The organism is Aromatoleum diolicum (assembly GCF_012910955.1).
GTDB classification, from domain to species: domain Bacteria; phylum Pseudomonadota; class Gammaproteobacteria; order Burkholderiales; family Rhodocyclaceae; genus Aromatoleum; species Aromatoleum diolicum.
In genome coordinates, this window is sequence record NZ_WTVQ01000024.1 from 1 (window position 1) to 24608 (window position 24608).

General features: G+C 65.0%; 27 protein-coding genes. 24 read left to right on the forward strand and 3 right to left on the reverse strand.

The features are described from left to right. Positions 1-21 precede the first annotated feature (21 nt). Complete coding sequence (locus GPA25_RS14420; protein WP_169261113.1) at positions 22-939, reverse strand: MerR family transcriptional regulator; 918 nt, start codon at positions 937-939, stop codon at positions 22-24. An 82-nt stretch (positions 940-1021) separates the two neighbouring features. On the opposite strand from GPA25_RS14420, the gene GPA25_RS14425 reads away from it, so the two are divergent. The 20 genes from GPA25_RS14425 to GPA25_RS14515 all read left to right on the forward strand — a co-directional run bounded on the left by GPA25_RS14425 (position 1022) and on the right by GPA25_RS14515 (position 17274). Next, complete coding sequence (locus tag GPA25_RS14425) at positions 1022-1264, forward strand: hypothetical protein (RefSeq protein ID WP_169261114.1); 243 nt, start codon at positions 1022-1024, stop codon at positions 1262-1264. Between the two features lie 10 nt (positions 1265-1274). Next, positions 1275-2621: an NAD(P)/FAD-dependent oxidoreductase gene (locus GPA25_RS14430; RefSeq protein ID WP_169261115.1), complete on the forward strand. Its 1347-nt coding sequence runs from the start codon at positions 1275-1277 to the stop codon at positions 2619-2621. Next, positions 2618-3400, forward strand: a complete 783-nt coding sequence (locus GPA25_RS14435; protein ID WP_211163130.1) for a DUF1365 domain-containing protein — start codon at positions 2618-2620, stop codon at positions 3398-3400. The genes GPA25_RS14430 and GPA25_RS14435 overlap by 4 nt, the downstream gene beginning before the upstream one ends. Continuing rightward, entirely contained in the window at positions 3397-4617 is a 1221-nt protein-coding gene (locus GPA25_RS14440; protein WP_169261116.1) for an SAM-dependent methyltransferase, read from the forward strand. Before GPA25_RS14435 ends, GPA25_RS14440 begins: the two co-directional genes overlap by 4 nt. Positions 4618-4672: 55 nt before the next feature. Continuing rightward, positions 4673-5194, forward strand: a complete 522-nt coding sequence (locus GPA25_RS14445; protein ID WP_343034934.1) for a chalcone isomerase family protein — start codon at positions 4673-4675, stop codon at positions 5192-5194. Continuing rightward, on the forward strand, positions 5184-6446 hold the full coding sequence (locus tag GPA25_RS14450; protein ID WP_343034935.1) for an MFS transporter: 1263 nt from the start codon (positions 5184-5186) through the stop codon (positions 6444-6446). The genes GPA25_RS14445 and GPA25_RS14450 overlap by 11 nt, the downstream gene beginning before the upstream one ends. Beyond that, a complete protein-coding gene (locus tag GPA25_RS14455) occupies positions 6443-6991 on the forward strand; it encodes a DUF3833 domain-containing protein (protein ID WP_246265700.1) in 549 nt (182 codons plus the stop codon). Before GPA25_RS14450 ends, GPA25_RS14455 begins: the two co-directional genes overlap by 4 nt. After that, entirely contained in the window at positions 6991-7776 is a 786-nt protein-coding gene (locus GPA25_RS14460; protein WP_169261117.1) for an SDR family NAD(P)-dependent oxidoreductase, read from the forward strand. Before GPA25_RS14455 ends, GPA25_RS14460 begins: the two co-directional genes overlap by 1 nt. Continuing rightward, entirely contained in the window at positions 7776-8198 is a 423-nt protein-coding gene (locus GPA25_RS14465; RefSeq protein WP_169261118.1) for a nuclear transport factor 2 family protein, read from the forward strand. Before GPA25_RS14460 ends, GPA25_RS14465 begins: the two co-directional genes overlap by 1 nt. A gap of 233 nt (positions 8199-8431) precedes the next feature. Then, positions 8432-9559 (forward strand): cytochrome c oxidase subunit II, encoded by a 1128-nt coding sequence (gene coxB, locus GPA25_RS14470; RefSeq protein WP_169261119.1) that lies wholly within the window; start codon positions 8432-8434, stop codon positions 9557-9559. A 34-nt stretch (positions 9560-9593) separates the two neighbouring features. Beyond that, the gene (gene ctaD, locus GPA25_RS14475) at positions 9594-11171 is read left to right on the forward strand and encodes a cytochrome c oxidase subunit I (protein WP_169261120.1); all 1578 of its coding nucleotides are present in this window, start codon (positions 9594-9596) and stop codon (positions 11169-11171) included. A 160-nt stretch (positions 11172-11331) separates the two neighbouring features. Further along, entirely contained in the window at positions 11332-11454 is a 123-nt protein-coding gene (locus tag GPA25_RS23840) for a cytochrome oxidase small assembly protein (RefSeq protein ID WP_211163131.1), read from the forward strand. Further along, positions 11451-12026 carry a cytochrome c oxidase assembly protein gene (locus GPA25_RS14480; protein WP_169261121.1) on the forward strand — a complete coding sequence of 192 codons (576 nt, stop codon included), beginning with the start codon at positions 11451-11453 and terminating at the stop codon, positions 12024-12026. The genes GPA25_RS23840 and GPA25_RS14480 overlap by 4 nt, the downstream gene beginning before the upstream one ends. After that, positions 12023-12274 carry a DUF2970 domain-containing protein gene (locus GPA25_RS14485; RefSeq protein ID WP_169261122.1) on the forward strand — a complete coding sequence of 84 codons (252 nt, stop codon included), beginning with the start codon at positions 12023-12025 and terminating at the stop codon, positions 12272-12274. Before GPA25_RS14480 ends, GPA25_RS14485 begins: the two co-directional genes overlap by 4 nt. Before the next feature lie 21 nt (positions 12275-12295). Continuing rightward, complete coding sequence (locus GPA25_RS14490; protein WP_169261123.1) at positions 12296-13147, forward strand: cytochrome c oxidase subunit 3; 852 nt, start codon at positions 12296-12298, stop codon at positions 13145-13147. After that, positions 13144-13911: an SURF1 family protein gene (locus GPA25_RS14495; protein ID WP_343034937.1), complete on the forward strand. Its 768-nt coding sequence runs from the start codon at positions 13144-13146 to the stop codon at positions 13909-13911. The genes GPA25_RS14490 and GPA25_RS14495 overlap by 4 nt, the downstream gene beginning before the upstream one ends. Beyond that, the gene (locus tag GPA25_RS14500) at positions 13889-14524 is read left to right on the forward strand and encodes an SCO family protein (RefSeq protein ID WP_343034938.1); all 636 of its coding nucleotides are present in this window, start codon (positions 13889-13891) and stop codon (positions 14522-14524) included. Before GPA25_RS14495 ends, GPA25_RS14500 begins: the two co-directional genes overlap by 23 nt. 178 nt (positions 14525-14702) lie before the next feature. Next, positions 14703-15740 carry a COX15/CtaA family protein gene (locus tag GPA25_RS14505; protein ID WP_169261124.1) on the forward strand — a complete coding sequence of 346 codons (1038 nt, stop codon included), beginning with the start codon at positions 14703-14705 and terminating at the stop codon, positions 15738-15740. Beyond that, positions 15712-16620 (forward strand): heme o synthase, encoded by a 909-nt coding sequence (gene cyoE / locus GPA25_RS14510; RefSeq protein ID WP_169261125.1) that lies wholly within the window; start codon positions 15712-15714, stop codon positions 16618-16620. The genes GPA25_RS14505 and cyoE overlap by 29 nt, the downstream gene beginning before the upstream one ends. Positions 16621-16692: 72 nt before the next feature. Continuing rightward, positions 16693-17274, forward strand: a complete 582-nt coding sequence (locus GPA25_RS14515; RefSeq protein WP_169261126.1) for an SCO family protein — start codon at positions 16693-16695, stop codon at positions 17272-17274. Positions 17275-17322: 48 nt separating this feature from the next. On the opposite strand, the gene rpoH is transcribed toward GPA25_RS14515, so the two are convergent. Then, positions 17323-18171 (reverse strand): RNA polymerase sigma factor RpoH, encoded by an 849-nt coding sequence (gene rpoH, locus GPA25_RS14520; protein ID WP_169261127.1) that lies wholly within the window; start codon positions 18169-18171, stop codon positions 17323-17325. Between the two features lie 390 nt (positions 18172-18561). Between rpoH and GPA25_RS14525 the strand changes: the two genes are divergently transcribed. Together GPA25_RS14525 and GPA25_RS14530 are read left to right on the forward strand one after the other, a co-directional pair. Then, positions 18562-19707, forward strand: a complete 1146-nt coding sequence (locus GPA25_RS14525) for a porin (RefSeq protein WP_169261128.1) — start codon at positions 18562-18564, stop codon at positions 19705-19707. Positions 19708-20032: 325 nt separating this feature from the next. Then, positions 20033-21130: a porin gene (locus GPA25_RS14530; protein WP_169261129.1), complete on the forward strand. Its 1098-nt coding sequence runs from the start codon at positions 20033-20035 to the stop codon at positions 21128-21130. Between the two features lie 231 nt (positions 21131-21361). Here the strand turns inward: GPA25_RS14530 and GPA25_RS14535 are convergent, their stop codons facing one another. Next, a complete protein-coding gene (locus tag GPA25_RS14535) occupies positions 21362-22129 on the reverse strand; it encodes an N-acyl amino acid synthase FeeM domain-containing protein (protein ID WP_169261130.1) in 768 nt (255 codons plus the stop codon). A gap of 271 nt (positions 22130-22400) precedes the next feature. On the opposite strand from GPA25_RS14535, the gene GPA25_RS14540 reads away from it, so the two are divergent. After that, a complete protein-coding gene (locus GPA25_RS14540) occupies positions 22401-22982 on the forward strand; it encodes an XrtA/PEP-CTERM system exopolysaccharide export protein (RefSeq protein WP_169261168.1) in 582 nt (193 codons plus the stop codon). Between the two features lie 77 nt (positions 22983-23059). Continuing rightward, the gene (locus GPA25_RS14545; protein ID WP_169261131.1) at positions 23060-24604 is read left to right on the forward strand and encodes an XrtA system polysaccharide chain length determinant; all 1545 of its coding nucleotides are present in this window, start codon (positions 23060-23062) and stop codon (positions 24602-24604) included. Positions 24605-24608: the final 4 nt, after the last annotated feature.

The following is a 24608-nucleotide window of genomic DNA, read 5'->3' on the forward strand; positions in this document are numbered from 1 at the left end:
GGCGGGGGGGCGTCGCGGCGTTCAGGCATGCGCCCGGCGCCACTCGGCCAGTGCTTCGACAGTCTGATCGAGCGACGCGAGGACGCGCACGTCCGGCAGCTTGCGCTCTTGTCCGCGCATGGCCGCGCCGCCCGCCCACACGGCGATCCGTGGCGGCAGGAGTCGGCGCAGTTCGTTGAGGCTGTCGACGGCCTGGCGCGCGGGGAAGGCGGCGCTGAAGGACAGGGCGACGATGTCGAAGCTGCCCGCCGCGGCGGTATTGCAGATGTCGGCCAGCGGCGTCTGCGTGCCGAGCGAGACGCAATGCGCGCCTTCGGGCGTGAGCATCGCTTCGACCATCAGCAGTCCGAGCGAATGCTGTTCGTTGGGAAAGGTGGTGAGCAGGATGCGCGGGTGGCCGAGGGGGCCGGTGCGCGCACCGATGGCGCTGCGCAGCAGGTTATGGATCTGCTCGGTGTACAGGTGTTCGCCCGGTACGTCGATCTCGCCGCGCAGCCAGGCGTCGCCGACCGCGACGTTGAGCGGCGCTACGGTGTCGGCGACAAAACGCTGCAAGCCCTGCTTGAGCAGGATCTGTTGCAGGACGGCACGGACTTCGGGGCTGTTGTGGCCGCGCAGTAGCGGCAGCAGGGCTTCCTGCGCTGCGCCCGGTGCGGCGTTGGTGATGTCGTTGCGCTCCTCGCCGAGCATGCGGGTGAGCTCGTCGGTGGAGGCGGTGACGATTTTCGATGGTCGTTTGCCTTGGTCGAGCAGGCGCCGGATCAGGCGCAGCTTGTCCACCTGCTCGCGCGGGTAGAGCCGCTCGCCGTGGGCGTCGCGCGACGGCTGCGGAAAGCCGTAGCGACGTTCCCACACGCGCAGGGTGTCCTTGGGCAGGCCCGTGTCGCGTTCGACCGCGGCGATACCGAGGTGGGTGTCGAGGGTTTCTGTTTTGTTCATTTTGTCGTGGACAAATACTTGACTTCGTTTTTGATTGATCCTATCTTAGGGTCGTTGATGCGAATTGTCCAGGACAAATACGATGACGAAAACGAAGCCTTTGATGTCCCGCAGGGCGCTTGGTGCGAGCCTGCTGGTGCTCTTCGCGGGCCTGTTGTGGGGCGGCGGCCGTGTGGCATGGAGCCAGCCTGCGAATGCCGCGCCACTTGAACAGAAATCACACGCTGTCCAGGACAAACGCGATATCGATGCGCTGGATCTGATGCTCTTTGCGCACCGCGGGGATGTTGGCGCGTGGCGTGATGCGCAAGCGGTCGGACGCTGAGGAGCGCGGCATGAAGATGCGGGAGATCGGGCGCGGGCCGGATGGCGAGGGGCGGCGCATCGCGGTGATCGGGGCGGGGATCTCCGGGCTGGCGACAGCCTGGTTGATGTCACGCGAGGCCGAGGTGACGGTTTTCGAAGCTGGCGCCTATGCGGGCGGGCACACCAATACGGTGGATGTCACGGTCGACGGGGTGACGCATCCGGTGGATACCGGATTCCTGGTGTTCAACCGGCGCACCTATCCGAATCTGGTAGCGATGTTCGCTCTGCTCGGTGTCGACGCGGTCGAATCGGAGATGTCGTTCGCGGTGAGCCTCGAGGCGCCGGCGCTGGAATGGGCGGGATCGGATCTGCAGTCGGTCTTCGCACAGCGGCGTAACCTGCTGCGGCCGGGTTTCTGGCGCATGTTGTCGGACATTGCGCGCTTTAACCGCGAGACGACGCAACTGGTCCTGGACGGTGCCGAGTCCGCCGCGAGCCTGGGCGATTTCCTCGCCGCAGGGGGCTACAGCAGCGAGTTCCGCGACTGGTACCTGTTGCCGATGGCGGCGGCGATCTGGTCGTGCCCGACACGCACGATGCTCGACTATCCGCTGGCGACCTTTGCGCGCTTTTGCCACAACCACGGCCTGCTGCAGGTCTTCGACCGGCCGCAGTGGATGACGGTGCGCGGTGGCGGTCGCGAGTATGTGCGGCGCATTCTCGCGCAGCTCGACGACGTGCGCCTGAACACGCCGGTGCGCGATGTGTTCCGCGACAGCGGGGGGGCATGGGTCCATGCCGGCGAGCGCGTGGAGCACTTCGATGAGGTCGTTTTCGCCTGCCACAGCGATCAGGCGCTGGCGATTCTCGGTGACGGGGCCAGTGCCGCCGAGCGCGAGATCCTCTCCGCTGTGCGCTACCAGGCCAACCGCGCGGTGCTGCATACCGATGAGCGGCTGCTGCCGCGGCGCAAGGCGGTATGGTCGGCGTGGAATTATCTGTCTGGCGCGCCGGCAGTGGGGGACGAGGGGGGCGAGCGGCCGGTGTCGGTCAGTTATCTGATCAACCGGTTGCAGCCTTTGCCCTTCGAGACCCCGTTGGTCGTGTCGCTGAACCCGTTTCATGAGCCGGCGCCGGAGAAGACTCTGGCGCGCTTCGACTATGCGCATCCGGTGTTCGATCGCGCCGCAATCGCGGCACAGGCGTGCTTGCCCGAGATCCAGGGCGTGCGTCATTGCTGGTTCGTGGGCGCGTGGACCGGCTACGGCTTTCACGAGGATGGGCTGAAATCCGCGCTTGATGTGGTCGAGCGGCTCGGTGGCAGCATTCCGTGGGGTGGCGCGGCACGCTCGTCGCAGCGGGTCGGCGCATGAATACGCAACCATCGCCGCTGGCCGCAGTCGTGTGTTTCGGCGCGGTGTTCCATCGCCGCCACGCGCCGGCCGACAACCGCTTTACCTATCCGGTGGCCTTCCTGCGGCTGCCCCTGTCACGCCTCGGCGAGCTGTCGGTGCCCCTGCTGGGGATCGATCGCGCCAACGTGTTCAGCTTCCGCACCGCCGACCACGGCCCGCGCGACGGCTCGGCCTTGCTGCGGTGGCTGCGCGAATTGCTTGCACGGCACGGGCTGGCGCATGTCGCGGATGGTGAGGTCGTGTTGCAGACCATGCCGCGCGTGTTCGGCTTCGTCTTCAATCCGGTCAGTTTCTGGTTCTGCCACGACCGCAACGGCGCACTGCGCGTGGTGCTGGCGGAGGTGAATAACACCTTCGGCGAGCACCACAACTACCTCGTGCATCACGACGATCTGCGACCGATCGCGCCGGGCGACGAACTGGTCGCGCGCAAGGTGTTTCACGTGTCGCCATTCTTTCCGGTACGCGGTGAATACCGTTTCCGCTTCGCCGGGCAGGCGTCGACGCATGTGGCGATCATCGACTACTGGGATGGCGACGTGCGCCAGTTGAGCACATCGGTCGGTGGCGTGGCGCGGACGCTCGACGGACCGGCGATGGCGCGCTGGCTGCTGCGCTATCCCTTCATGACGCTGGGCGTCGTCACCCGCATTCACTGGCAGGCCCTGCGGCTATGGACGAAAAAAGTGGGCTTCTTCCGCAAACCCCTGCCGCCCCTTGAGGAAACGACACGATGAACATGATCGAACAGGCCATCGAGCCGCTTGCCCCGCGCGCCCTGTCGCGCATGCCCCGCGGCGCCCGGCTGGTGATGGGGCTGCTGGGTGAGTTGCAGGGCGGCGCCCTGGCTGTCGAACTGCCGGCGGGCGACACGCTGCGGGTGGGGCATGGTCGGCTGGTCGCGCACTGGCGCGTGCGCGATCTCGCGACCTTCGATGCGGTGCTGGGGCGTGGCGACATCGGGCTCGGCGAGGCGTATATGGACGGCTTGTGGGAGACCGACGACCTGAGCGCGCTGCTGGGTCTGCTCGCGCACAACCGCGAACGCCTCGGGGCGGCGGTGTATGGCCGTTTCCTGCAACTCGCGGGTTACCGGTTGTGGAACGCGTTGCGCGCCAATACGCGGCGCGGTTCGCGGCGCAACATCGAGGCGCATTACGACCTCGGCAATGACTTCTACGCGCTGTGGCTGGATCCGACGATGAGTTATTCGGCCGCGCTGTTTGCGTCCGCCGACGATTCGCTGGAGGCCGCGCAGCGGCGCAAGTACCGGCGCATCCTCGAACGGCTCGACGCGCGTCCGGGACAGACGATCCTCGAGGTCGGCTGCGGCTGGGGCGGCTTTGCCGAGGTCGCGGTGCAGGAGTTCGGCTGCACGGTGCTGGGGCTGACGCTGTCGCCAGCGCAACTGGAGTTTGCCCGCGCGCGGGCCCAGCGCGGCGGTTTCGACGGGCGTGCCAGCTTCGAACTGTGTGATTACCGCGACGTGCGCGGCCAGTACGACCACATCGTGTCGATCGAGATGATCGAGGCGGTGGGCGAGCGCTTCTGGCCGGTGTATTTCCGCCAGCTCGCAGCGCGGCTGAAACCGGGCGGGCGTTGCGTGATCCAGGCGATCACCATCGCCGATGCGCTGTTCGGCCGCTACCGCCGCGGCACCGACTTTATCCAGCGCTACATCTTCCCCGGCGGCATGCTGCCGTCGCCGTCCGCGCTGTGTACGCATGCCGAAGCGGCCGGCCTGCAGCAGACCGGCGACTTCGCCTTCGGCGCCGACTACGGGCGCACGCTGGCGCACTGGCAACGGAATTTCACCGAGCGTCTGGCGGACGTGCGGGCACAGGGATTCTCCGACCGTTTCATCCGCATGTGGCGCTTCTACCTCGCCTATTGCGAGGCGGGATTCCTGGCCGGGGATGTCGATGTGCATCACTTCGAATTCGCGCATCGGTGAAGCCATGAACGGCTGTCGGGGGTATTTAGGGACACGCCTCTGGCGATGTGCGCTGGTGCTGTTGACGGCCGTGATGCTCCCGTTGCCGACCGCTCTCGCCTCGGGCATGCCCGACGTGCTGGCGAGCGAAGCCGCGGACTGGCGCCAACTCGGCCGCGGCGAGATGCGCTGGTTCGGCCTGCGCATCTATGAGGCGGCGCTATGGGTGCGCGGCGACGGCCGCTGGCGCGACGACCGCCCGTTCGCGCTGGAAATCCGCTATGCGCGGGATATCCCGTCGGCGCGACTGGTGGAGACCAGTATCGACGAAATGCGCCGGCTCGGCGTGGCCGACGCTGCACAACTCGCACGCTGGCAGGTCGATCTGGAGCGTGCGTTTCCGGCAGTGAGCGCGGGGGACGTGATTGTCGGCGTGCATCGGCCGGGCGCCGGTGCCGCGTTCTACCACCGTGGCCGGCTGACGACGGAAGTGCGCGACGTGGCATTTGCGGCCGCATTCTTCGCCATCTGGCTCGACGCCCGCACGCGCGAACCGGCGCTGCGCACTCGCCTGCTCGGAGACGGTCGTGAAGGTTGAGCGTGCCACGGTGCTCGCCTATGGCGCCTTCGGCATGCCGTTGGCCTTTGCCGCGCTGCCGATCTACGTGCATGTGCCCAGACTGTACGCCGACGGACTCGGCCTGCCACTGGCGCTGGTCGGGGCGGTGCTGCTCGGCGCGCGCGTGCTCGATGCGCTGATCGATCCGCTGATCGGCTGGGCGAGCGATCGCTTCGCCGCGCGGCGGGCCTGGATCGTCGCATCGCTGCCGCTGCTGGCTTTCGGCTTGCTCGGCTTGCTGGCGCCGCCGAACGGCGCCGGCGCCGGCTGGCTCGCCACGCTGGTATTCGTCGTCACGCTCGGCTATTCGGTGGCGAGCATCAATTACAGCGCCTGGGGCGCCGAGCTGGCGGACACCCCGGATGCGCGCACTCGCGTCGTCGCCAGCCGCGAAGCTTTCGCGCTGGGTGGCGTGGTGATGGCGGCGGCCCTGCCGTCGCTGCTTGGCGGTGATGAACGCGTGGGCCTCGCGCTGCTCGCATGGTCATTTCCGCTGGTACTCGTTTTCGGTGCCGGCTGGACGCTGATCGGCGCGCCCGCCGGCTTGCCGCCGCGCGACAGCGGCGCGTCGATGCTGACGTCGCTGCGCGGGGCGCTGGCGCACCGGCCCTTCGTGCTGCTGCTGCGGGCGTTCGCGGCCAACGGGATCGCCGCAGCGATTCCCGCGTCGACCGTGCTGTTCTTCATTTCCGATGTGCTGCTTGCGGGTGCCTATTCCGGCCTGTTCCTTGTGCTGTATTTCGCTGCCGGAGCGGCGAGCATGCCGCTGTGGGTGCGACTCGCGCGTGCGCTCGGCAAGCTGCGCGCGTGGCTCTTCAGCATGTTGCTCGCCACGGGCGTGTTCGTCTGGGCGTGGACGCTGGGCGCCTCCGATGTGGCGGCGTTCGCGGTGATCTGTGTGCTGTCGGGGGCCGCGCTGGGGGCGGATCTGGCGCTGCCGACGGCGATGCTCGCCGATCTTCTGGCGCGCGATGCTGCAGTCGGCGAGCCGCGTGCCGGCGCATGGTTCGGCTGGTGGAACTTCGTCGCCAAGGCCAATCTGGCCCTCGCCGCCGGCCTGGCGCTGCCGCTGCTCGACGCATTCGGCTACGTGCCCGGCGCGGCGGGTAAGAACGGCCTCGTGGCGCTGTCGGCCGTGTATGCGCTCTTGCCGGTGGCGCTGAAACTCTTCGCCGCGGCCTTGCTGTGGCGCTGCCGGTATGAACTCGATTTTGAAGGAAGTCTGAAATGAGCAAATTCGCAATGCTGCTGGCCGGATTCGTGGGATTCGTGGGATTCGTGGGATTGGGGGGCTGCGCCGGCGTCGAAGTGCGGAAATATGCCGCAGAGAAACCGCAACTCGACCTGCGCAGCTACTTCAACGGCACGCTCGACGCACACGGCATGTTCCAGGACCGTTCCGGCGAGGTCGTGAAGCGCTTCCATGTCGTGATCGACGCACGCTGGCAGGGCGATGTCGGCACGCTCGACGAGCGTTTCACCTATTCCGACGGCAGCACCCAGCGTCGCGTATGGACCCTGACGCGACATGACGCCCAACGCTACAGCGGGCGCGCCGACGACGTGGTCGGCGAGGCGCGCGGCGAGGCCTCCGGCAATGCACTGCGCTGGCGTTATGTGCTGATGTTGCCGGTCGATGGCAAGGTGTATCACGTCGACTTCGACGACTGGATGTTTCTGATCGACGACAAGGTGATGCTCAATCGCTCGGTGATGCGCAAGTTCGGCTTCCGGCTCGGGGAGGTCACCCTGTCCTTCACGAAGCGGGGCGCGTGATGGCCTTCGGCAGACCACTCAACACGCCGGTCCGCGACTGGCAGTGTCGTCGCGTCTGGCTGGTGGGGGCGTCCACCGGCATCGGCGCGGCGCTTGCACGGCGCCTGGCGGAGCAGGGCGCGCGGCTCGCGCTGTCGGCGCGCGGGCGCGAGAAGCTCGATGCGCTTGCCGCCCAGTGTCCCGGCGCGCACGTAGTGCCGATGGATGTCACACAGCCGCAGGACTATCCGCGCGTGCGCGACGAGATCCTCGCGCTGTGGGGCGGCGTCGACGTGGTGGTGCTCAATGCCGGCACCTACGCCCCCATGCGCGCGTGGGAGCTGACGCCCGACTTGCTGCGCCACACCCTCGACACCAATCTTCTCGGCGTGATGGACGGGGTCGCCGCAGTGGTGCCGCAGCTGCTGGAGCAGGGCAGCGGCGCGCTCGTCATCGTTGGCAGCGTCGCCGGCTATGGCGGCCTGCCGCGGGCTGCCGCCTACGGCCCGTCGAAGGCCGCGCTGATCAATCTTGCCGAATCGCTATACCTCGATCTCGCGCCGCGCGGCATCTCGGTGTTCCTCGTCAGTCCCGGCTTCGTCGCCACCCCGCTGACCGCGCAGAACGATTTCCGCATGCCGGCGCTGATTCAGCCCGACGAGGCCGCCGACGCGATCGTCGCGGGGCTGGCGCGCGGCGCCTTCGAAATCCATTTTCCGCGGCGTTTCACCTGCCTCATGAAATTCCTGCGGCTGCTGCCCTATCACCTGTATTTCCCGGCGATCCGCCGCGCTACGGGGCTTTGATGCACGACGCCGTCACCGCCCTCGCGCACTTCTACGAAACGCTCACGCCGCAGTCGCTCGCCCGCCTCGGCGACTTCTACGCCACCGACGCCTGCTTCAAGGACCCGTTCAACGAGGTGCAAGGCATCGCGGCGATCGAATGCATCTTCCGCCACATGTTCGCTCACCTCGACGATCCGTGCTTCGAGGTCACTGCCCGCATCGCCGATGGCCGGCAGGCGATGCTCGGGTGGGTGTTCCGTTTTCGCCGCCGCGATCGACGGATCGAGATCCGCGGCGTGAGCCATATCCAGTTCGACAATTCCGCGCGGGTCATCGTGCACCGCGATTACTGGGATGCCGCCGAGGAGCTGTACGCAAAATTGCCCGGGCTCGGCGTCGTCATGCGCGCGCTGCGGCGTCGCCTCTCCGCCACGGAATGACGTCTGCGAATCGTTCAGCGGGCCGAATGCGGCGCAGCACGCGCCTCTCGGGGAAAACCCCAACCTTCACCCCGATGCCGTGAATTTGCCCGCAGTTAGCACATATTGCGCTGCAATATATTGATAAAACGCAAAAAGCTGTCTTGCGGATGCGGATTTCACTATGGCATGATCAATTCGAAATCGCTTAAATAGGGCTCACGGGAGCCGCCGCATTGGATGGGGGTTGGGACATGAGTCTTGCCGGTCGTCATGCAGTCGCCGCATCCTTGGTGTTCGCTTCCCCGGCCGTTCTGGCCCAAAGCCGCTACAACCTGCAGTCCCCGGTCACCGGTGTGGCCGCTCAGATCTACGACATGCACACGCTGATGTTGCTGATCTGTCTGGTGATCTTCATCGCGGTGTTCGGCGTGATGTTCTGGGCGGTGTTCAAGCACCGCAAATCGCAGGGCGCGGTAGCCGCCAACTTTCACGAAAACACCTCGGTCGAGATTGCCTGGACGGTCATCCCGGTGTTCATCCTGCTCGGCATGGCCTGGCCGGCCACCAAGACGGTGCTCGAGATGAAGGACACCAGAGATCCCGACATCACCATCAAGGCCACCGGCTATCAGTGGAAATGGGGCTATGACTACTTGCAGGGCGAAGGGCAGGGCATCCGCCTGGTGTCGAACCTGTCCACGCCGCGCACGCAGATGGACGGGCAGGCTGCCAAGGGCGAGCACTATCTGATCGAAGTCGATAAGCCGGTGGTAGTGCCGGTGGGCAAGAAGATTCGCGTGCTCACCACCGCCAGCGACGTCATCCACTCCTGGTGGGTGCCAGCCTTCGGCGTCAAGCAGGACGCGATTCCCGGCTTCATCCGCGACGCCTGGTTCCGCGCCGACAAGGAAGGCATCTACCGCGGCAACTGCGCCGAACTGTGCGGACGCGATCACGGCTACATGCCGATCGAAGTCCACGTGGTGTCGCCGCAAGCCTACAGCCAGTGGGTTGCGGAGCAGCAGGCGGCGATGGCCGCGGCGGCGGGCGACAGCACGCGCGAATGGGCGCTGGCGGAACTGGTCGAGCGCGGCGAGAAGGTTTTCGCCGCGAACTGCGTCGCCTGCCACCAGGCCGACGGCAAGGGCCTGCCGCCCGCCTTCCCGCCGCTCGACGGCGCCGCCATCGTCCGCGGCGACCCGAAGGCGCAGATCGACGTCGTGCTTAAGGGCCGCCCCGGGACGCCGATGGCCGCCTTCGGTGCGCTGTTGTCCGACGCAGACATCGCGGCCGTCATCACCTACACCCGCAACACCTGGAGCAACAAGACCGGCGAAGCCATCCAGCCGTCGCAAATCGCGGCGGCCAAGGGGAACTGAAGCGGTTTAGCGATTCACTCGGCAAGGAGGCAGCATGGCGGCGGTAATGCCCGATCACCTGCACGACGCCCATCACGGCCCCACCGGCCTGATGCGCTGGATCACGACGACCAACCACAAGGACATCGGCACGATGTACCTGATTTTCAGCTTCATCATGTTCCTCTCCGGGGGCGTGATGGCGCTGACGATCCGGGCCGAGCTGTTCCAGCCCGGCCTGCAGGTCGTGCAGCCGGAATTCTTCAACCAGCTCACGACCATGCACGGCCTCGTGATGGTGTTCGGCGCGATCATGCCGGCCTTCGTCGGCTTCGCGAACTGGCAGATCCCGCTGATGATCGGCGCCAGCGACATGGCCTTCGCGCGCATGAACAACTGGAGCTTCTGGCTGCTGCCCGTTGCCGCGGTGCTGCTGATCGGCTCCTTCTTCGTTCCCGGCGGCGCCACTGCCGCGGGCTGGACGCTCTACGCGCCGCTGTCCGTGCAGATGGGCATGGGCATGGACATGGCGATCTTCGCCATTCACATCATGGGCGTCAGTTCCATCATGGGTGCGATCAACATCGTCGTCACCATCCTCAACATGCGTGCGCCCGGCATGACGATGATGAAGATGCCGCTGTTCTGCTGGACGTGGCTCATCACCGCCTACCTGCTGATCGCCGTGATGCCGGTGCTCGCCGGCGCGGTCACCATGGTGCTGACCGACCGCCACTTCGGTACCAGCTTCTTCAGCGCCGCGGGCGGCGGCGACCCGGTGATGTACCAGCACATCTTCTGGTTTTTCGGCCACCCGGAGGTCTACATCATGATCCTCCCGGCCTTCGGCATCGTCAGCCAGATCATTCCCACCTTCGCGAGGAAGCCGCTGTTCGGCTACGCGTCGATGGTCTATGCCACCTCGTCGATCGCGATCCTGTCCTTCAGCGTGTGGGCGCACCACATGTTCACCACCGGCATGCCGGCGGTCGGGCAACTCTTCTTCATGTACGCGACGATGCTCATTGCCGTGCCGACCGGCGTGAAGGTGTTCAACTGGATCGCGACCATGTGGCGCGGCTCGCTGACCTTCGAAACGCCGATGTTGTGGGCCGTGGGCTTCATCTTCGTGTTCACGATGGGCGGCTTCACCGGCCTCATCTGCGCCATCGCGCCGATCGACATCCAGGTGCAGGACACCTACTACGTCGTTGCCCATTTCCACTACGTGCTCGTCGCCGGCAGCCTCTTCGCGCTCTTCGCCGGCGCCTATTACTGGCTGCCCAAGTGGACCGGCCACATGCCCGACGAACGCATCGGCAAGCTGCACTTCTGGTGTTCGATCGTGTTCTTCAACATCACCTTCTTCCCGATGCACTTCCTCGGGCTGGCCGGCATGCCGCGCCGCATTCCCGACTACGCGCTGCAGTTCGCCGACTTCAACATGATGGCCTCGATCGGTGCTTTCGGCTTCGGCTTGTCGCAGCTGATCTTCCTGGTGGCCGTCGTGAAGTGCGTGCGTGGCGGCGAAAAGGCCGCGGCAAGATCCTGGGAGGGGGCGGAGGGGCTGGAGTGGACCGTGCCGTCGCCCGCTCCGCACCATACCTTCGAAGAAGCGCCGGTGTTCAAATGAACAGGCTTGAAGACCATGCCAATGCGAGCGCCGGACGGGGTGTCTGCGCAGCAGGCGAGGACTGTCTGAGCCCGCAGGGCGCGTTCCGCAGCCAGCGGAGCAGACACCCCGTCCGGCGCGGATCGCAGCCCCGGACGCCAATCCCGCCATTGAACAGGCCATGACCCACGGCGACGCCCCCTCCCGCCGTGCCGCGAACCGTCGCACCGGCTTGGTGCTGGCGGTCGTCGCGCTGTTGTTCTTCGTCGCGGCCGTCGTCAAGTTCAAGGGGGTCGCGCTGTGAGCCACCCAACCCCGGTCGCCGCCGAAAACCGCCGCCTGCTGGTGCGCCTGGGGATAGCGGCCGTGGTCATGTTCGGCTTCGGTTTCCTGCTCGTGCCGTTTTACGAAAAGATCTGCGAAGTCACCGGCATCAACAACCTGCTCAAGCCCGACACCGTCGCCAACACCCAGGTGGACATCACGCGCACCATCACCGTCCAGTTCGACGCCAACACCCACGACCTGCCGTGGCGCTTCCGCCCGCTGCAGACCCACGTCAAGGTTCATCCCGGTGAACTCGTCACTGTCGTCTACGAAGTATCGAATACCCGTAACGAACCGGTCACCGGCCAGGCCGTGCCGAGCTACGGTCCGCAACTCGCGGGGCAATTCTTCCGCAAGCTGGAATGCTTCTGTTTTTCCAAGCAGACTCTTGCCGCCGGTGAAAAGCGCACCATGCCGGTGGCCTTCGTCGTGGATCCCGCCCTGCCCGCCGACGTCACGACGATCACGCTGTCCTACACCTTCTTCGAAGTCGCCGGCCGTCGCATCGCGGACGACGCCGCCGGCCGACGCGCCGGGGCAGCATCATGAGTTCGCCCCGGCCCAATGACGAAACCCAACTGCCTGCACACGACCAAGGAGCAGCGCCGCCCCGTGCCGGTTTCGCCGCAACCCTGCGCGCGGTCCTGTGGTCCTTCATCGGCATACGGCGGCGCCATGATTATGACCGCGACGCCCGCTCGCTCGACCCGCGTGCCGTCGTCGTAGCCGGCCTGCTGGGCGGACTGATATTCGTGCTGACCATCGTCGCTGTCGTGCGCTTCGTGGTCAGCTCATAAACAAAGAGGGGGAGGCCGAACATGACGCACACCTTCGACAAGTATTTCGTACCCGAACCTTCCACCTATCCGATCTTCGGCTCGCTCGCGCTGCTGCTGTTCGGCGGCGGTGCCGCGATGTGGCTCAACGGTGTTGCCGCCGGACCGTGGCTGTTTTTCCTCGGCATCGCGGTGCTCGTCTACATGCTGTTCGGCTGGTTCGGGCAGGTCGTGCGCGAATCCGAGGGCGGCAAGTACGGCAAGAAAGTCGACCGCTCCTTCCGCTGGTCGATGGGCTGGTTCATCTTCTCCGAGGTGATGTTCTTCGCCGCCTTCTTCGGCGCCCTGTTCTACGCCCGCGTCCTTAGCGTGCCGTGGCTCGCCACCGGCGACACGGCGGAACTGCTGTGGCAGGGCTTCGCCGGTGGCTGGCCCACCGCCGGGCCGGACAAGCCCGATCCCTTCACGCCGATGGAAGCCTGGGGCATTCCCGCGATCAATACGTTGATTCTGCTGACTTCCGGCGCGACGCTCACCTGGGCGCACCACAGCCTGGTCAAGGAAAAGCGCGGCCAGCTCAAGCTCGGTCTGCTGATCACCATCCTGCTCGGGCTCCTCTTCCTCAGCCTGCAGATCTACGAATACCGCCACGCCTATGCCGAACTCAACCTGCGCCTCGATACCGGCATCTACGGCTCCACCTTCTACCTGCTCACCGGCTTCCACGGCCTGCACGTCACCGTCGGCGCCATAATGCTCACGGTCATGCTGTTCCGCGCGCTCGCCGGCCACTTCCGCCCGGACAGCCACTTCGGCTTCGAAGCCGCCGCATGGTACTGGCACTTCGTCGACGTCGTCTGGCTGATGCTCTTCGTCGTGGTGTATCTGCTGTGAGTGCGCTCACCGCCACTGCGATGAACCCACCCCGGAGACGGCGTCTGCGCGCCGTTCCCCTCATCGCGGGCGTGACGCTCGCGTTGCTGGCGCTGCAGCTCGGCCACTGGCAGACGCGCCGTGCCGCGGAAAAGACCGCGTTGCAAGCCGAATACCTCGCCCCCGCGCGCAGCCAGCCGCAGGCCCTCGGCACCGGCTCTCCGGCCGAATCTCCAGCCGAATGGCAGACCGTCGAATTGCGCGGCCAATGGCACGTCGCTGGCAGCATCCTGCTCGACAACCGGGTCCATGGCGGGCGTGCCGGCTACCACGTCATCACGCCGCTGCAACTCACCGAGCCGGGCGTCCGCGTGCTGGTCAATCGCGGCTGGGTTCCCGCCAGCCCCGACCGCGCCCGCCTGCCGGAAATCACCACCCCGGACGGCCCGGTCACCGTCACCGGCCGCGTCCGTCATCCCGCCGACAAGCCCTTCACGCTCGGCGCCGAAGCGGCCGCCCCCGCCGGCATCGTCTGGCAGAACCTCGACTTGCAGCGCTACCGCGCCGCGTCGCAGGCTGCGGTCGCGGACTTCTACCTGCAACAGACCAGTGCCGCCGTCGACGGCCTGATCCGCGATTGGCCCCAGCCCGACGCCGGCATCGAGCGCCATCGCGGCTACGCCGTACAGTGGTACGCCCTGGCCCTGCTCGCCACGGCACTGACCCTCTGGTACGTATGGAACGCCTTCCGGAGCATTCAACGTGACAAGCGCACTCATCACTGAAGCAGTCACCCGCAAGGGCTCCGCCAGCGACCCCGACGCCGTTCGGCGCACCCCCAGCGGCCGCCGCACGCTCGTCATCCTCGCGCTGATATGCGCGCTGCCCGTGGTCGCCTCCTACCTCACGTACTACCTGTGGCAACCCGATGGCCGCGTGAACTACGGCGAACTCATCCCCCCCGCGGCCTTACCGGCGCAGCCCTTGACGGGTGTCGCGGGCCAGCCCGAGTTTCATCGCCGCGAGTTCTACGGCCACTGGACCCTGCTGTTCGCCGGCCCCGGCGCGTGCGACCTCGTCTGCGAGCAGGCGCTCTACCTCATGCGCCAGTCGCGACTCGCTCAGGGCCAGGACATGGAACGCGTCGCCCGACTGTGGCTCGTCGCCGATCCGGTAGATCCTGCGTCCGACCTGCTCGCGCACCACAACGGCCTGCGCCTTGCCCGCGCAAGCGCCGTGTGGCTCCAACAACTGCCCGATGCCGCCGCCGGCCGCCATGTCTATCTGGTCGACCCGCTTGGCAACGTCATGATGCGCTTCCCCGAAAAAGCCGACCCGCGCCGCGTCATCAAGGACCTGCAGCGCCTGTTGAAATACTCGGCGCTGGGGCGCGGATAAGGGAAATGACAGCTTTGGCGATCACCCACATGGCGCGTCCGGCACACGGCAGGCCGATACGGGGGAAGTCCCGCGCCGAGGCGTCCGCCACGCGTCCAACGAGGCGCGGGACTTCCCCCGTATCGGGCGGGCAGTCTCCCGCGAATTCCGTCGTTGCAGCATGCGAACGAGCCACCCGATGACCGCCTACCGCCGCCTCATCCTGCTCGCCCTCGCGCTCACCACCCTCGTCGTGGTCTTCGGCGCCTACGTGCGACTGTCCGATGCCGGCCTCGGCTGCCCCGACTGGCCCGGCTGCTACGGCCAGCTCAGCCCCCTTCACGCCGCCGACGAAATCCTCCAGACCCACGCCGCTGACCCGCAAGGCCCCGTGAGCCTGCCGAAAGCGTGGAAAGAGATGATCCACCGCTACCTCGCCGCGGGTCTTGGTTTCATCATCATCGCCGTCGCCGTCCTGGCCTGGCGCCGACGCGCCGACCCCGGCGCCGCCCCGCGGGTCGCAACGGCGCTCGTCGGACTCGTCATCTTCCAGGGTCTGCTCGGCAAATGGACCGTCACCCTGCTGCTCAAACCGGCCATCGTCACGGCCCACCTCCTCGGCGGCCTCACCACGCTTGCACTCCTCGCATGGCTCGCGCTGCGTGCGCACGGCATCGCGCGACTCGACGCCTCGCGCGGACTCATCAGTGTCGCGCGTACCGCCCTCATCCTGCTCGCCGCCCAGATTGCACTCGGTGGCTGGACCAGTACCAACTACGCCGCACTTGCCTGCACCGATTTTCCCGCCTGCCACGGCAGCCTGTGGCCCGCCGCCGACTACGCCAACGCCTTCCACGTCGTCCGCGAGCTCGGCATGACTGCCGATGGCGAAAATCTGCCGCTCGCCGCGCTCACCGCAATCCACTGGTCGCACCGCCTTGGCGCGCTGCTGGCAGGCGCGGTGCTGCTCGCGCTCGCCGGTGCCCTCCTGCGCCGCCACCATACCCGGCGCAGCGGCCTCGCGCTCGCCGCCGCTCTGGCGCTGCAAATCGCACTAGGTGTGGCCAACGTCGCCTTCAGTCTCCCGCTGCCGCTCGCCGTCGCGCACAACGCCGGTGCCGCCGTACTGGTGGGAGTGATGGTCTGGATCAACTATCGCCTGCGCGGGAATCAGGTTTCCGTCAAGACGACGCAGAGGAGGGCAGGGCATGCCGGCCGCGAAAACTCTTACGCCTGACCGCCACGGCGCCAGCCGGCGCCTGCACGCCTTCTACGTGCTCACCAAACCGCGCGTCAACACCCTCATCGTGTTCTGCGCCATCATCGGCATGTTCCTCGCGGTCCCCGACGGCCTTCCTTCGCCCGCCACGGTGCTCGCCGCAACACTCGGCATCGCCTGCGTCGCCGGCGCCGCCGCGGCGATGAACTGCCTCATCGAAGCCCGCATCGACGCCCGCATGACGCGCACCAGCGGCCGTCCGCTGCCACGCGGCGAACTCGGCCCCGCTGAAACCCTCGCCTTCGCCGGTGCACTCGGCGGGCTCGGCCTCACGCTGCTGCACCAGCTCGTCAACCCGCTCACGATGTGGCTCACGCTCGCCACCTTTGTCGGCTATGCCGTCGTCTACACCATCTTCCTCAAGCCGCGCACGCCGCAAAACATCGTCATCGGCGGAGCCTCCGGTGCGATGCCGCCGGTCCTCGGCTGGGCCGCGGTCACCGGGGAAGTCAGCGCCGACGCGCTGCTGCTTTTCCTCATCATCTTCGCGTGGACCCCCCCGCACTTCTGGTCGCTCGCGCTTTACCGCAGCGCCGACTATGCCCGCGCCGGTCTGCCGATGCTGCCGGTCACCCACGGCCCCGAATTCACCCGCCTGTCGGTGCTGCTATATACATGCATCCTGTTCGGCGTCACGCTGTTGCCCTTCGCTACGCGCATGAGCGGAGCCCTCTATCTCGCCGCCGCCGTCGCCCTCGGCGCCGCCTTCCTGCGCCATGCCTGGCGCCTCTACACCGACTACAGCGACGCCTACGCGCGGCGCACCTTCCGCTTCTCCATCCTGTACCTCTTCTTGCTCTTCGCGGCGCTGCTGGTGGATCATTACCTCCGTTTCTGATTTCCCGGCCGACCGATCCACTCCATTTCGCTCCGACCTACGCCGTTTCACCTCCGCAGTCTCCCCGCAAAGATGCTCCGCACCCTGATCCTCGCCGCCACGCTCACACTCGCCGCCTGCACCGACCCCGCTGCCACCACCTTCCGCGGCACCGACATTACCGGCGCCGAGTACGGCAAGAGCCTGACGCTCACCGATCACCACGGCACGCCGCGCACCCTGGCCGACTTCCGTGGCAAGGTCGTCACCCTGTTTTTCGGCTACACCCAGTGCCCGGACGTGTGTCCGTCGAATCTCGCGACCATGGCCGATGTCCTGCGCCAGCTCGGTCCCGACGCCGAGCGCGTGCAAGTGCTGTTCGTCACCGTCGATCCCGAGCGCGATACGCAATCATTGCTTGCGCAGTACGTTCCGGCTTTCGATTCGCGCTTCCTCGGCCTTCACGGCGACGCGGCCCAGACCTCCGCCGTCGCCAAGGACTTCCGCGTCTTCTTCCAGAAAAGCGGCGACACGTCCGGTCCCAACTACACCGTCGACCACTCCACCGGCACCTACGTGTTCGATCCCGCGGGGCGCGTGCGCCTGTACGTCAAGCACGCCGAATCCGCGGAAAATATCGTCGCGGACATTCGCGCCCTGCTGGCCGGAAAATAAAAACGGCAGCTCAGCGCTGCCGTTCGGGTGAGCAGGTCGGAAGCGCTTTCAAGCCGCCAGCAGCCCCCGCATCTTCTGCATGGCCTTCGCCTCGATCTGGCGGATGCGCTCTGCCGACACCCCATACTCGGCGGCCAGCTCGTGCAGCGTCGCACTGTCACCCTCGGTCAGCCAGCGCCGCTGCACGATACAGCGGCTGCGCTCGTCAAGACTCGCGAGCGCGTTGTGCAGACCCACATCCTGCAGGTGTGCAAGCTGCGTGCGCTCCAGCACTTCCGACGGTTCCGCGTGCGGGTCGGGCAAGTAGGCGATTGGCGCAAAACGCTCGTCCTCGTCATCGTTGTCGCCTTCCAGCGGAATGTCGCGCCCGGTCAGACGCGTTTCCATCTCGACCACTTCTTCCGGTTTTACGCCCAGCTGCAGCGCCACCGACTGCACCTCGTCGTGGCTCAACGTGCCGGTGTCCTGCTTCAGACTGCGCAGATTGAAGAACAGCTTGCGTTGCGCCTTCGTTGTCGCAACCTTCACCAGCCGCCAGTTCTTCAGCACGTACTCGTGAATCTCGGCCTTGATCCAGTGGATCGCAAACGACACCAGCCGCACGCCTCGCGTCGGGTCAAAGCGCTTCACTGCCTTCATCAGGCCGATATTGCCTTCCTGGATCAGATCCGCATGCGGCAGGCCATACCCCAGGTATCCCCGGGCAATCGCCACCACCAGCCGCAGATGCGACATCACCAGCCTGCGTGCTGCTTCCACATCGCCATCGTCGCGCAGCCGCGTCGCCAATTCCACCTCCTCAACTTCCGTGAGCAGCGGAATGCGATTCACCGACTGAATATACTGATCGATACTGCCGACAGCCGACGGTACCGGAAACGACAAGGCTTGATTCATGTTCGGGGCCCCTCCATGCGCGTGATTTTAGCACTCGCGGCTTGAGAGTGCTAATGGTGTGCGAGAGTTCCCCGGTAGAAGCTGCGAGTATGTCGCCGCCCTAGGCTCCGCCTTGGCTGTGAGCCCGTAACGCCGGCCGAGTACACGGCGACCCGCGCGGGACAAGGGGTTTGGCGGAATTCTCGGGAATGCCCACGGCGTTCAGGCAGCGGCCGCTTTTCATGCTTGTTGCGCCCATGCAACATCTTTTATCCATTTGCGCTGTTCCTGTCGCGCCGTCCTTGCGCCGCAGCGGACAGGTTTTGCACAATCGTCACAACTTCTCGCTTGAGAGGTAAGTCGGGCCGGGGTTGTGACCACGGCTTCAGCTTCAAATTAGAGGAGAAACATATGCAAAAGAAACTGATCGCCCTGGCCGTTGCTGGTCTGGTTTCGGCTCCGGTTTTCGCCCAGACCAACGTCACCGTGTACGGTGTCGTTGATGCGACCGTGGAGTCGGTCAAGGCGAGCGGTGGTGACGCAGCCGAAATCAAGCGTCGCACCCGCGTGACCTCGAACAGCTCGCTGATCGGCTTCCGTGGCACCGAAGATCTGGGCAATGGCCTGAGCGCCATCTTCCAGATGGAAAGCGCCTTCCAGGCTGACGGTTCGAGCAACACCAGCGGGCTGGCTACGCGTGACACCTTCGTCGGTCTGAAAGGCGGTTTCGGTACGCTGCAACTCGGCAAGCTGACCACGATCATGCGCACCGCGGGCGCCAAGGTTGACTTCAACCCGGGCGCGACCGGCATCGGCTTCACCGCTGCCACCTACGGCACGATCGGTGGCATCAAGACCGGCCTCGACGAGCGCATCAACAACTCGGTCATGTACACGACCCCGGGCTTCAGCGGTTTCATCGCTCAGCTGGCCTACTCGGCTGGTGAGAATCGCCGGTCGGCTGATCAGAACGCTGGCGAAAGCGTCAACTCGAACGCCTACCAGCTGGCTGCTGCCTACGAGAACGGCCCGCTGTACGTCTCGGCTGGCTACGCGCTGATGAAGGATCCGCTGGCTTCCGGTCTGTCGGGTATTGCGACCGGCGTCAGCGATGAGCTGAAGAACGCGCGTATCGCCGCGAAGTACACCTTCCCGAGCAACACGTCGATTTCGGCCCTGTATGACCGCGCCAAGTATGAGTTCGAGTCGTCTGCTCTGGGTCTTGATACCGACGTCAAGCGCAATGCGTGGATGGTCGGTGTTGAGCAGAAATTCGGCGGCAACCAGGCTGTGTACCTGCAGTACGCTCGTTCGCAAGAGCTGAAGGGCGATGCGTGCGACAACGACGGTTGCGACAACACCGAGTTCGCTCAATGGACGCTGGGTTACACCTATGCTCTGAGCAAGCGCACGATGGTCAAGGCGTACTACACCCGCATCAACAACGAGAGTAATTCGGCTGCCGACTTCTATCTGAGCGGTCTGGGCTCGAACGGTCTGGTTGGCGACGGTCAGGATCCGAACGGCTTCGGCGTCGGCCTGCGTCACTCGTTCTAATTCCGGTTTTCCGGGATTGATCAAAACGGGCGCTTCGGCGCCCGTTTTTTCGTTCACCCGGTGGGGTCGAGGCTGATCCGCCCGGCGTTTTTTTTGACTGCCGTCGAGGTGGTCCGGAGCTACGGCCAAGGGCTTCCCCTGATAGATGTTGCGCGCGTGCGACAGTTCGGTGACAAGGACGTTTTAGTCCTTGCCTGGCGTACTGGCGGCGCACCTATAATCGTCGCGCGCTACTGCAGTGTGCGCGGGATCTTTGCAGATCCCTGCGTCGGACAAGGCTGCAGGGCGCCAGATAATCAATCCATTACAAGTGGGGAGTCACTCAATGTTGAACGTCAAGACGCTGGCAGTCGCGCTGGCCGCCATCGGTGTCGCCGGTTCCGTGCAGGCGCAGAGCAACGTAACCATCTACGGCCGCCTTAACACCTCGCTGGAAAGCACCAAGGTGCAGGGCAGTTCGCGCGTTACCCAGCTCGTCAATAACAATTCGCGTATCGGTTTTCGCGGCAACGAGGATCTGGGTAGCGGCCTCGCCGCGATCTTCCAGATGGAGAGTGGCTTCAACTCCGACGCCGGCGGCGGCACGCTGGCCGGCCGTGACACCTGGGTGGGTCTGAAGGGCAATCTGGGCACCGTCAAGCTGGGCAACATCACCAGCCCCCTGTACTACGCAACGCACGACTACATCAGCCTGCACAACCACGATACCGGCAATTCGTCGGACATGTTCCTGTGGGTCCCGGCTTATGATCCGGAAAACTTCCGCAATCGCAATTCGATCACCTACGCGAGCCCGAGCTTCGGCGGCTTCGTCGTGGAGGCACATTACTCGCTGGTTAACGAGCAGGGAACCGAGACTGCCACGCGCAACGACAAGCCCTATCATTACTCCCTCACCGGCACGTACGACAATGGTCCGCTGCATGTCGGCTTCGGCTTTGGCGAGACGAAGAAGTTCTACAACTTCGCCGGCGGCGACAGCAAGGACAACGCGCTCATCCTGTCCGCACTGTATGACTTCAAGTCGGTCGTTGTCGGTGGTCTGTGGGAGCGCAACAAGTCGGATAACGGCGGCCTGGAGGCTCAGACGGGCCTGACCGGTTCGCACACCCGCAACCACTACCGCGTGGCGGTGATGGTGCCTTTCGGCGCCAACGAAGTGCACCTGAACTATGGTGTCGCCCGCGACTGGAGCAGCACCAACGATACCGGTGCCAAGCAGCTGACTCTGGCATACAACTACAACCTGTCGAAGCGCACCAAGGTCTATGCGCTGTGGACCAAGGTGGACAACGACAAGCAGAAAGTGTCGACCGACTTCGGCGGCGCCTATGATGGCGGCGGTGCGTACAGCTTCCTCAGTGGTTCGGCGGCGGGGCTCGACAACACCTCCTTCGGTGTCGGCCTGCGTCACAACTTCTGATCGTTTACTGACGGTTTGAACCTGACGGGCGCTTCGGCGCCCGTTTCGTTTGAGCGCCCAAGTGCGTAACGGACGTGCCGATTCGATCAGGTTCAGGTCACGATTTTCCGGGGTGCTCCCGGTCGCGATGGAAAAGGAAGTGTTTGCGCTGCCGGTCTTGCAGCCTCATACGATGACCAAAAAGCAACTGCAGCCGGCCGTGGGGAGCGTTTCAATGGCCCCCCGCGTCAGTCAGGCTGCTTCCAGATTGAGTTGTCGCAGAATCTGGCCCTGTTCGACCGGCGAAAAAAATCGTTGGTACAGACTGCGGTCCCGGCTGTGCTTGTTGCCGCCGTGCCGCAGCGTCTCTTGTTCCGCGTGGGATAGCGGCAGGTGCATCAGCACGGCCGGGGCTCCGACGCGTGGGCAGATCAGGTTTGGCCCCGCCACGCGATAACCGAGCATGCGTCGGTAATAGGGGACGTGCCTCGGATGCACTTCCGCGAAAAGGTCTGTCATGCCATGGATGAATCGTGCAATGATGAACCCGAGGTGGAAGATTGCACCCAAAGCTTCCTGGGAGTTGAGTTCCGGATCCATGGCAAGGCGCGTCACTTCGCAGACGCGCGCCCCTTGCCCGCGGGCGACATCGATCTGCGGGCGGTAAAGGGTGTCGGCGAGAAGGCCGGCTCCGGTATCCACCCCTACCGTAAGCGTCCCGAACACCCGGTCACCCTGGGAGGCGATAAGGGTAGTCTGGAGTGTAGGCGGGGGTGAGGGGGGCGCAATCGGTTGGGAAGTGCTCAGACCGCGTGACGCGTACATGCGCTGGATCAGTTGGTCTACATTGCGGCGTACCGGGCCGTCGCTGGGCGAGACCCTGATATGAAATCCGTTTCGTGTAACGGCAAACCCCGGATCGATGGCGGGGTGATTGCGGCCGGCCTTTGTATGCTTGTGTGCGGCCTTGTGTGACATTTCTGTCGCTCGGAACTCTTCGTGGCAGGCTACGCTGTTCATTATGCGGAGGTACCTCCAGGTGAGATTCTGTCGGATGCCGGCGCACTTAGGCTTGGTCCGTGCATGGCGATTTTCCCGAATGACTTTAACGAGAACAGCGCTGCCCCACTGTAAGCGGTTGTGTAATTTTCCCTTCACCGCTTATGATGAAGTCGCTTAGCATGGGCAAAACGATAAGCGGGCATCATTCGTGCCGATCGACAAAGGGAGGCAGTCAGCCATGATGGACAGCAGATCTAGGGCTTGGGCGGGCATTCGCCGCCTGTTCGGAATGGTGATCGCACTGGGCGTGTTGTCCGGTTGCGCAACATCTTCTTATCCGCCGGCACCGCCTGCGGCTGCGGACGCCGAGTACAACTACGTGATCGGCCCGGGCGACAGCGTGAATATCGTGGTGTGGCGGAACCCCGAGTTGTCGATGTCGGTTCCGGTGCGTCCGGATGGCAAGATCACGACGCCTTTGGTCGAGGATCTGCCGGCGCTGGGCAAGGATGCGTCGACGCTGGCGCGCGACATCGAGAAGGCGCTCGGGAAGTTCATCCGGGAGCCGGTGGTTACGGTAATCGTCACCAGCTTCATCGGCCCGTACAGCGAGCAGGTGCGTGTGGTGGGCGAGGCAGCGAAGCCCCAGACGCTGCCCTACGTTCAGAAAATGACCTTGCTCGACGTGATGATTGCGGTTGGTGGCGTGACCGAGTTCGCCGACGGCAATGCCGCCTCGATCCTGCGTACGGGTGAGGGCAACAAGCAATACAGCGTTCGCCTCAAGGATCTCATCAAGCGCGGCGATGTGTCTGCGAACGTGGAAATGCGTCCGGGAGATGTGTTGATCATTCCGCAGAGCTGGTTCTGATTCCCGGATTCAAACCTGCGTTGCGGTTCGGTGCCGGTAGGCCGAGCCGTTGAGCGCGATGTCACACAGGTAGACTCATGGAAGAACTTCTGACCCAGATTTTCGGTTATCTGCGGGGAATGTGGCGCTTCCGATGGTGGGGTTTGGCCTTCACCTGGCTGGTCGGGGTCATTGGTGGGTTTATCGTTTATGCGATGCCGGACCGCTACGAATCGACGGCGCGCATCTTTGTCGATACCCAGTCGGTGCTGCGCCCGCTGATGTCCGGGCTGGCGGTTCAGCCGAACATCGACCAGCAGGTGGCGATCCTGAGCCGCACATTGATTACCCGCCCGAATGTCGAGAAGCTGATAACCATGGCCGATCTCGATCTCCGTGCGAGAACGCCCCAGCAGCGCGAGGCCTTGATCGCGGGACTGACAAATGGTCTGCAGATTCGCAGCACGGGTCGCGACAACCTGTTTACGCTGGCTTATCGCGATGATCATCCGGAACAGGCGCAGCGTACTGTCCAGGCCCTCGTGTCGCTGTTCGTGGAGTCCGGGCTGGTAGGCAAGCAGCAGGATTCGAGCTCGGCGCGGCGGTTCATTGACGAGCAGATTACCAATTACGAGCAAAAGCTGGCCGAGGCCGAGAATCGTCTCAAGGATTTCCGCCTACGCAACATGGCGCTGCTGGGCGATGGTGGACGCGATTACGTCTCGCAGATCGCGGAGGCGACAACCCGGCTGACTGATGCGGAACTGGAGCTGAAGGAGGCGGAGAACTCGCGTAATTCGATCGAGCATCAGCTGACCGCCGAAAATCCGATGCTCACTCCTGATTCGCCGAATCCCGCGAGCGTTCCATTGCCCGAAATTGATGGGCGGATCGACACCCTGAAAAAGACCCTCGACGGCCTGCTGCTGCGCTACACGAACGAGCATCCGGACGTTGTCGGGACGCGGCGGGTGATTGCCGAGCTCGAAGCCCAGAAAAAGAAGGATATCGAGTCGATGCGCGGGACGGCCGGCAGCCAGCCCGGTGTGCCGAACGCCAATCCGGTGTTCCAGCAATTGAAGATCGCGCTCTCCGAGGCAGAGGCGCGGGCTGCTTCCTTGCGCGCACGGGTGGCCGAGCTGAATTCGCGTCTGGCACATTTGCGTTCGCAGGCTGAGTTGCTGCCAAAGATTGAGGTTGAACAGACCCAGTTGAACCGTGATTACGAGATTCACAAGCGGAATTACGAATCATTGGTGCAGCGGCGTGAGTCGGCAAGCATGTCGGTCGAGATGAGTGCCCAGGGCGGGATTACGGAATTCCGTGTGATCGATCCGCCGAGCCTTCCGACCCTGCCCGCGGCGCCCAACAGGCTGTTGCTGATGCCACTTGCGGGGCTGGTGGCGTTATTAGCCGGCGGTGCGCTGACCTTCCTGCTGGCCAAGCTTCGTCCGGCTTTTGTTGATGCACGAGGCCTGCGCGAGGTGACCGGTCTGCCGGTGCTCGGTGCGGTGTCGATGTTGCCGGATCCTTCCGGGGCAAGGGCCGAGCGGCGTGGTTTGCTCGCATTTGGGGGCGGCGTCGCGAGTTTCGCGGCTGCCGTGGGCGCGATGACTTTGTTGCTCAAGTGGTTGCAGGGTTAGGCGC

Coding starts and splice junctions, on each gene's coding strand:
- GPA25_RS23840 (WP_211163131.1), top strand. CDS start 11,332: ATGACCCACGGCGACGCCCCCTCCCGCCGTGCCGCGAACCGTCGCACC.
- GPA25_RS14485 (WP_169261122.1), top strand. CDS start 12,023: ATGAGTTCGCCCCGGCCCAATGACGAAACCCAACTGCCTGCACACGAC.
- GPA25_RS14525 (WP_169261128.1), top strand. CDS start 18,562: ATGCAAAAGAAACTGATCGCCCTGGCCGTTGCTGGTCTGGTTTCGGCT.
- GPA25_RS14465 (WP_169261118.1), top strand. CDS start 7,776: ATGCACGACGCCGTCACCGCCCTCGCGCACTTCTACGAAACGCTCACG.
- ctaD (WP_169261120.1), top strand. CDS start 9,594: ATGGCGGCGGTAATGCCCGATCACCTGCACGACGCCCATCACGGCCCC.
- GPA25_RS14435 (WP_211163130.1), top strand. CDS start 2,618: ATGAATACGCAACCATCGCCGCTGGCCGCAGTCGTGTGTTTCGGCGCG.
- GPA25_RS14540 (WP_169261168.1), top strand. CDS start 22,401: ATGGTGATCGCACTGGGCGTGTTGTCCGGTTGCGCAACATCTTCTTAT.
- GPA25_RS14420 (WP_169261113.1), bottom strand. CDS start 939: ATGAACAAAACAGAAACCCTCGACACCCACCTCGGTATCGCCGCGGTC.
- GPA25_RS14440 (WP_169261116.1), top strand. CDS start 3,397: ATGAACATGATCGAACAGGCCATCGAGCCGCTTGCCCCGCGCGCCCTG.
- coxB (WP_169261119.1), top strand. CDS start 8,432: ATGAGTCTTGCCGGTCGTCATGCAGTCGCCGCATCCTTGGTGTTCGCT.
- GPA25_RS14460 (WP_169261117.1), top strand. CDS start 6,991: ATGGCCTTCGGCAGACCACTCAACACGCCGGTCCGCGACTGGCAGTGT.
- GPA25_RS14545 (WP_169261131.1), top strand. CDS start 23,060: ATGGAAGAACTTCTGACCCAGATTTTCGGTTATCTGCGGGGAATGTGG.
- GPA25_RS14535 (WP_169261130.1), bottom strand. CDS start 22,129: ATGAACAGCGTAGCCTGCCACGAAGAGTTCCGAGCGACAGAAATGTCA.
- GPA25_RS14530 (WP_169261129.1), top strand. CDS start 20,033: ATGTTGAACGTCAAGACGCTGGCAGTCGCGCTGGCCGCCATCGGTGTC.
- GPA25_RS14515 (WP_169261126.1), top strand. CDS start 16,693: ATGCTCCGCACCCTGATCCTCGCCGCCACGCTCACACTCGCCGCCTGC.
- GPA25_RS14490 (WP_169261123.1), top strand. CDS start 12,296: ATGACGCACACCTTCGACAAGTATTTCGTACCCGAACCTTCCACCTAT.
- GPA25_RS14455 (WP_246265700.1), top strand. CDS start 6,443: ATGAGCAAATTCGCAATGCTGCTGGCCGGATTCGTGGGATTCGTGGGA.
- GPA25_RS14430 (WP_169261115.1), top strand. CDS start 1,275: ATGAAGATGCGGGAGATCGGGCGCGGGCCGGATGGCGAGGGGCGGCGC.
- GPA25_RS14505 (WP_169261124.1), top strand. CDS start 14,703: ATGACCGCCTACCGCCGCCTCATCCTGCTCGCCCTCGCGCTCACCACC.
- rpoH (WP_169261127.1), bottom strand. CDS start 18,171: ATGAATCAAGCCTTGTCGTTTCCGGTACCGTCGGCTGTCGGCAGTATC.
- cyoE (WP_169261125.1), top strand. CDS start 15,712: ATGCCGGCCGCGAAAACTCTTACGCCTGACCGCCACGGCGCCAGCCGG.
- GPA25_RS14425 (WP_169261114.1), top strand. CDS start 1,022: ATGACGAAAACGAAGCCTTTGATGTCCCGCAGGGCGCTTGGTGCGAGC.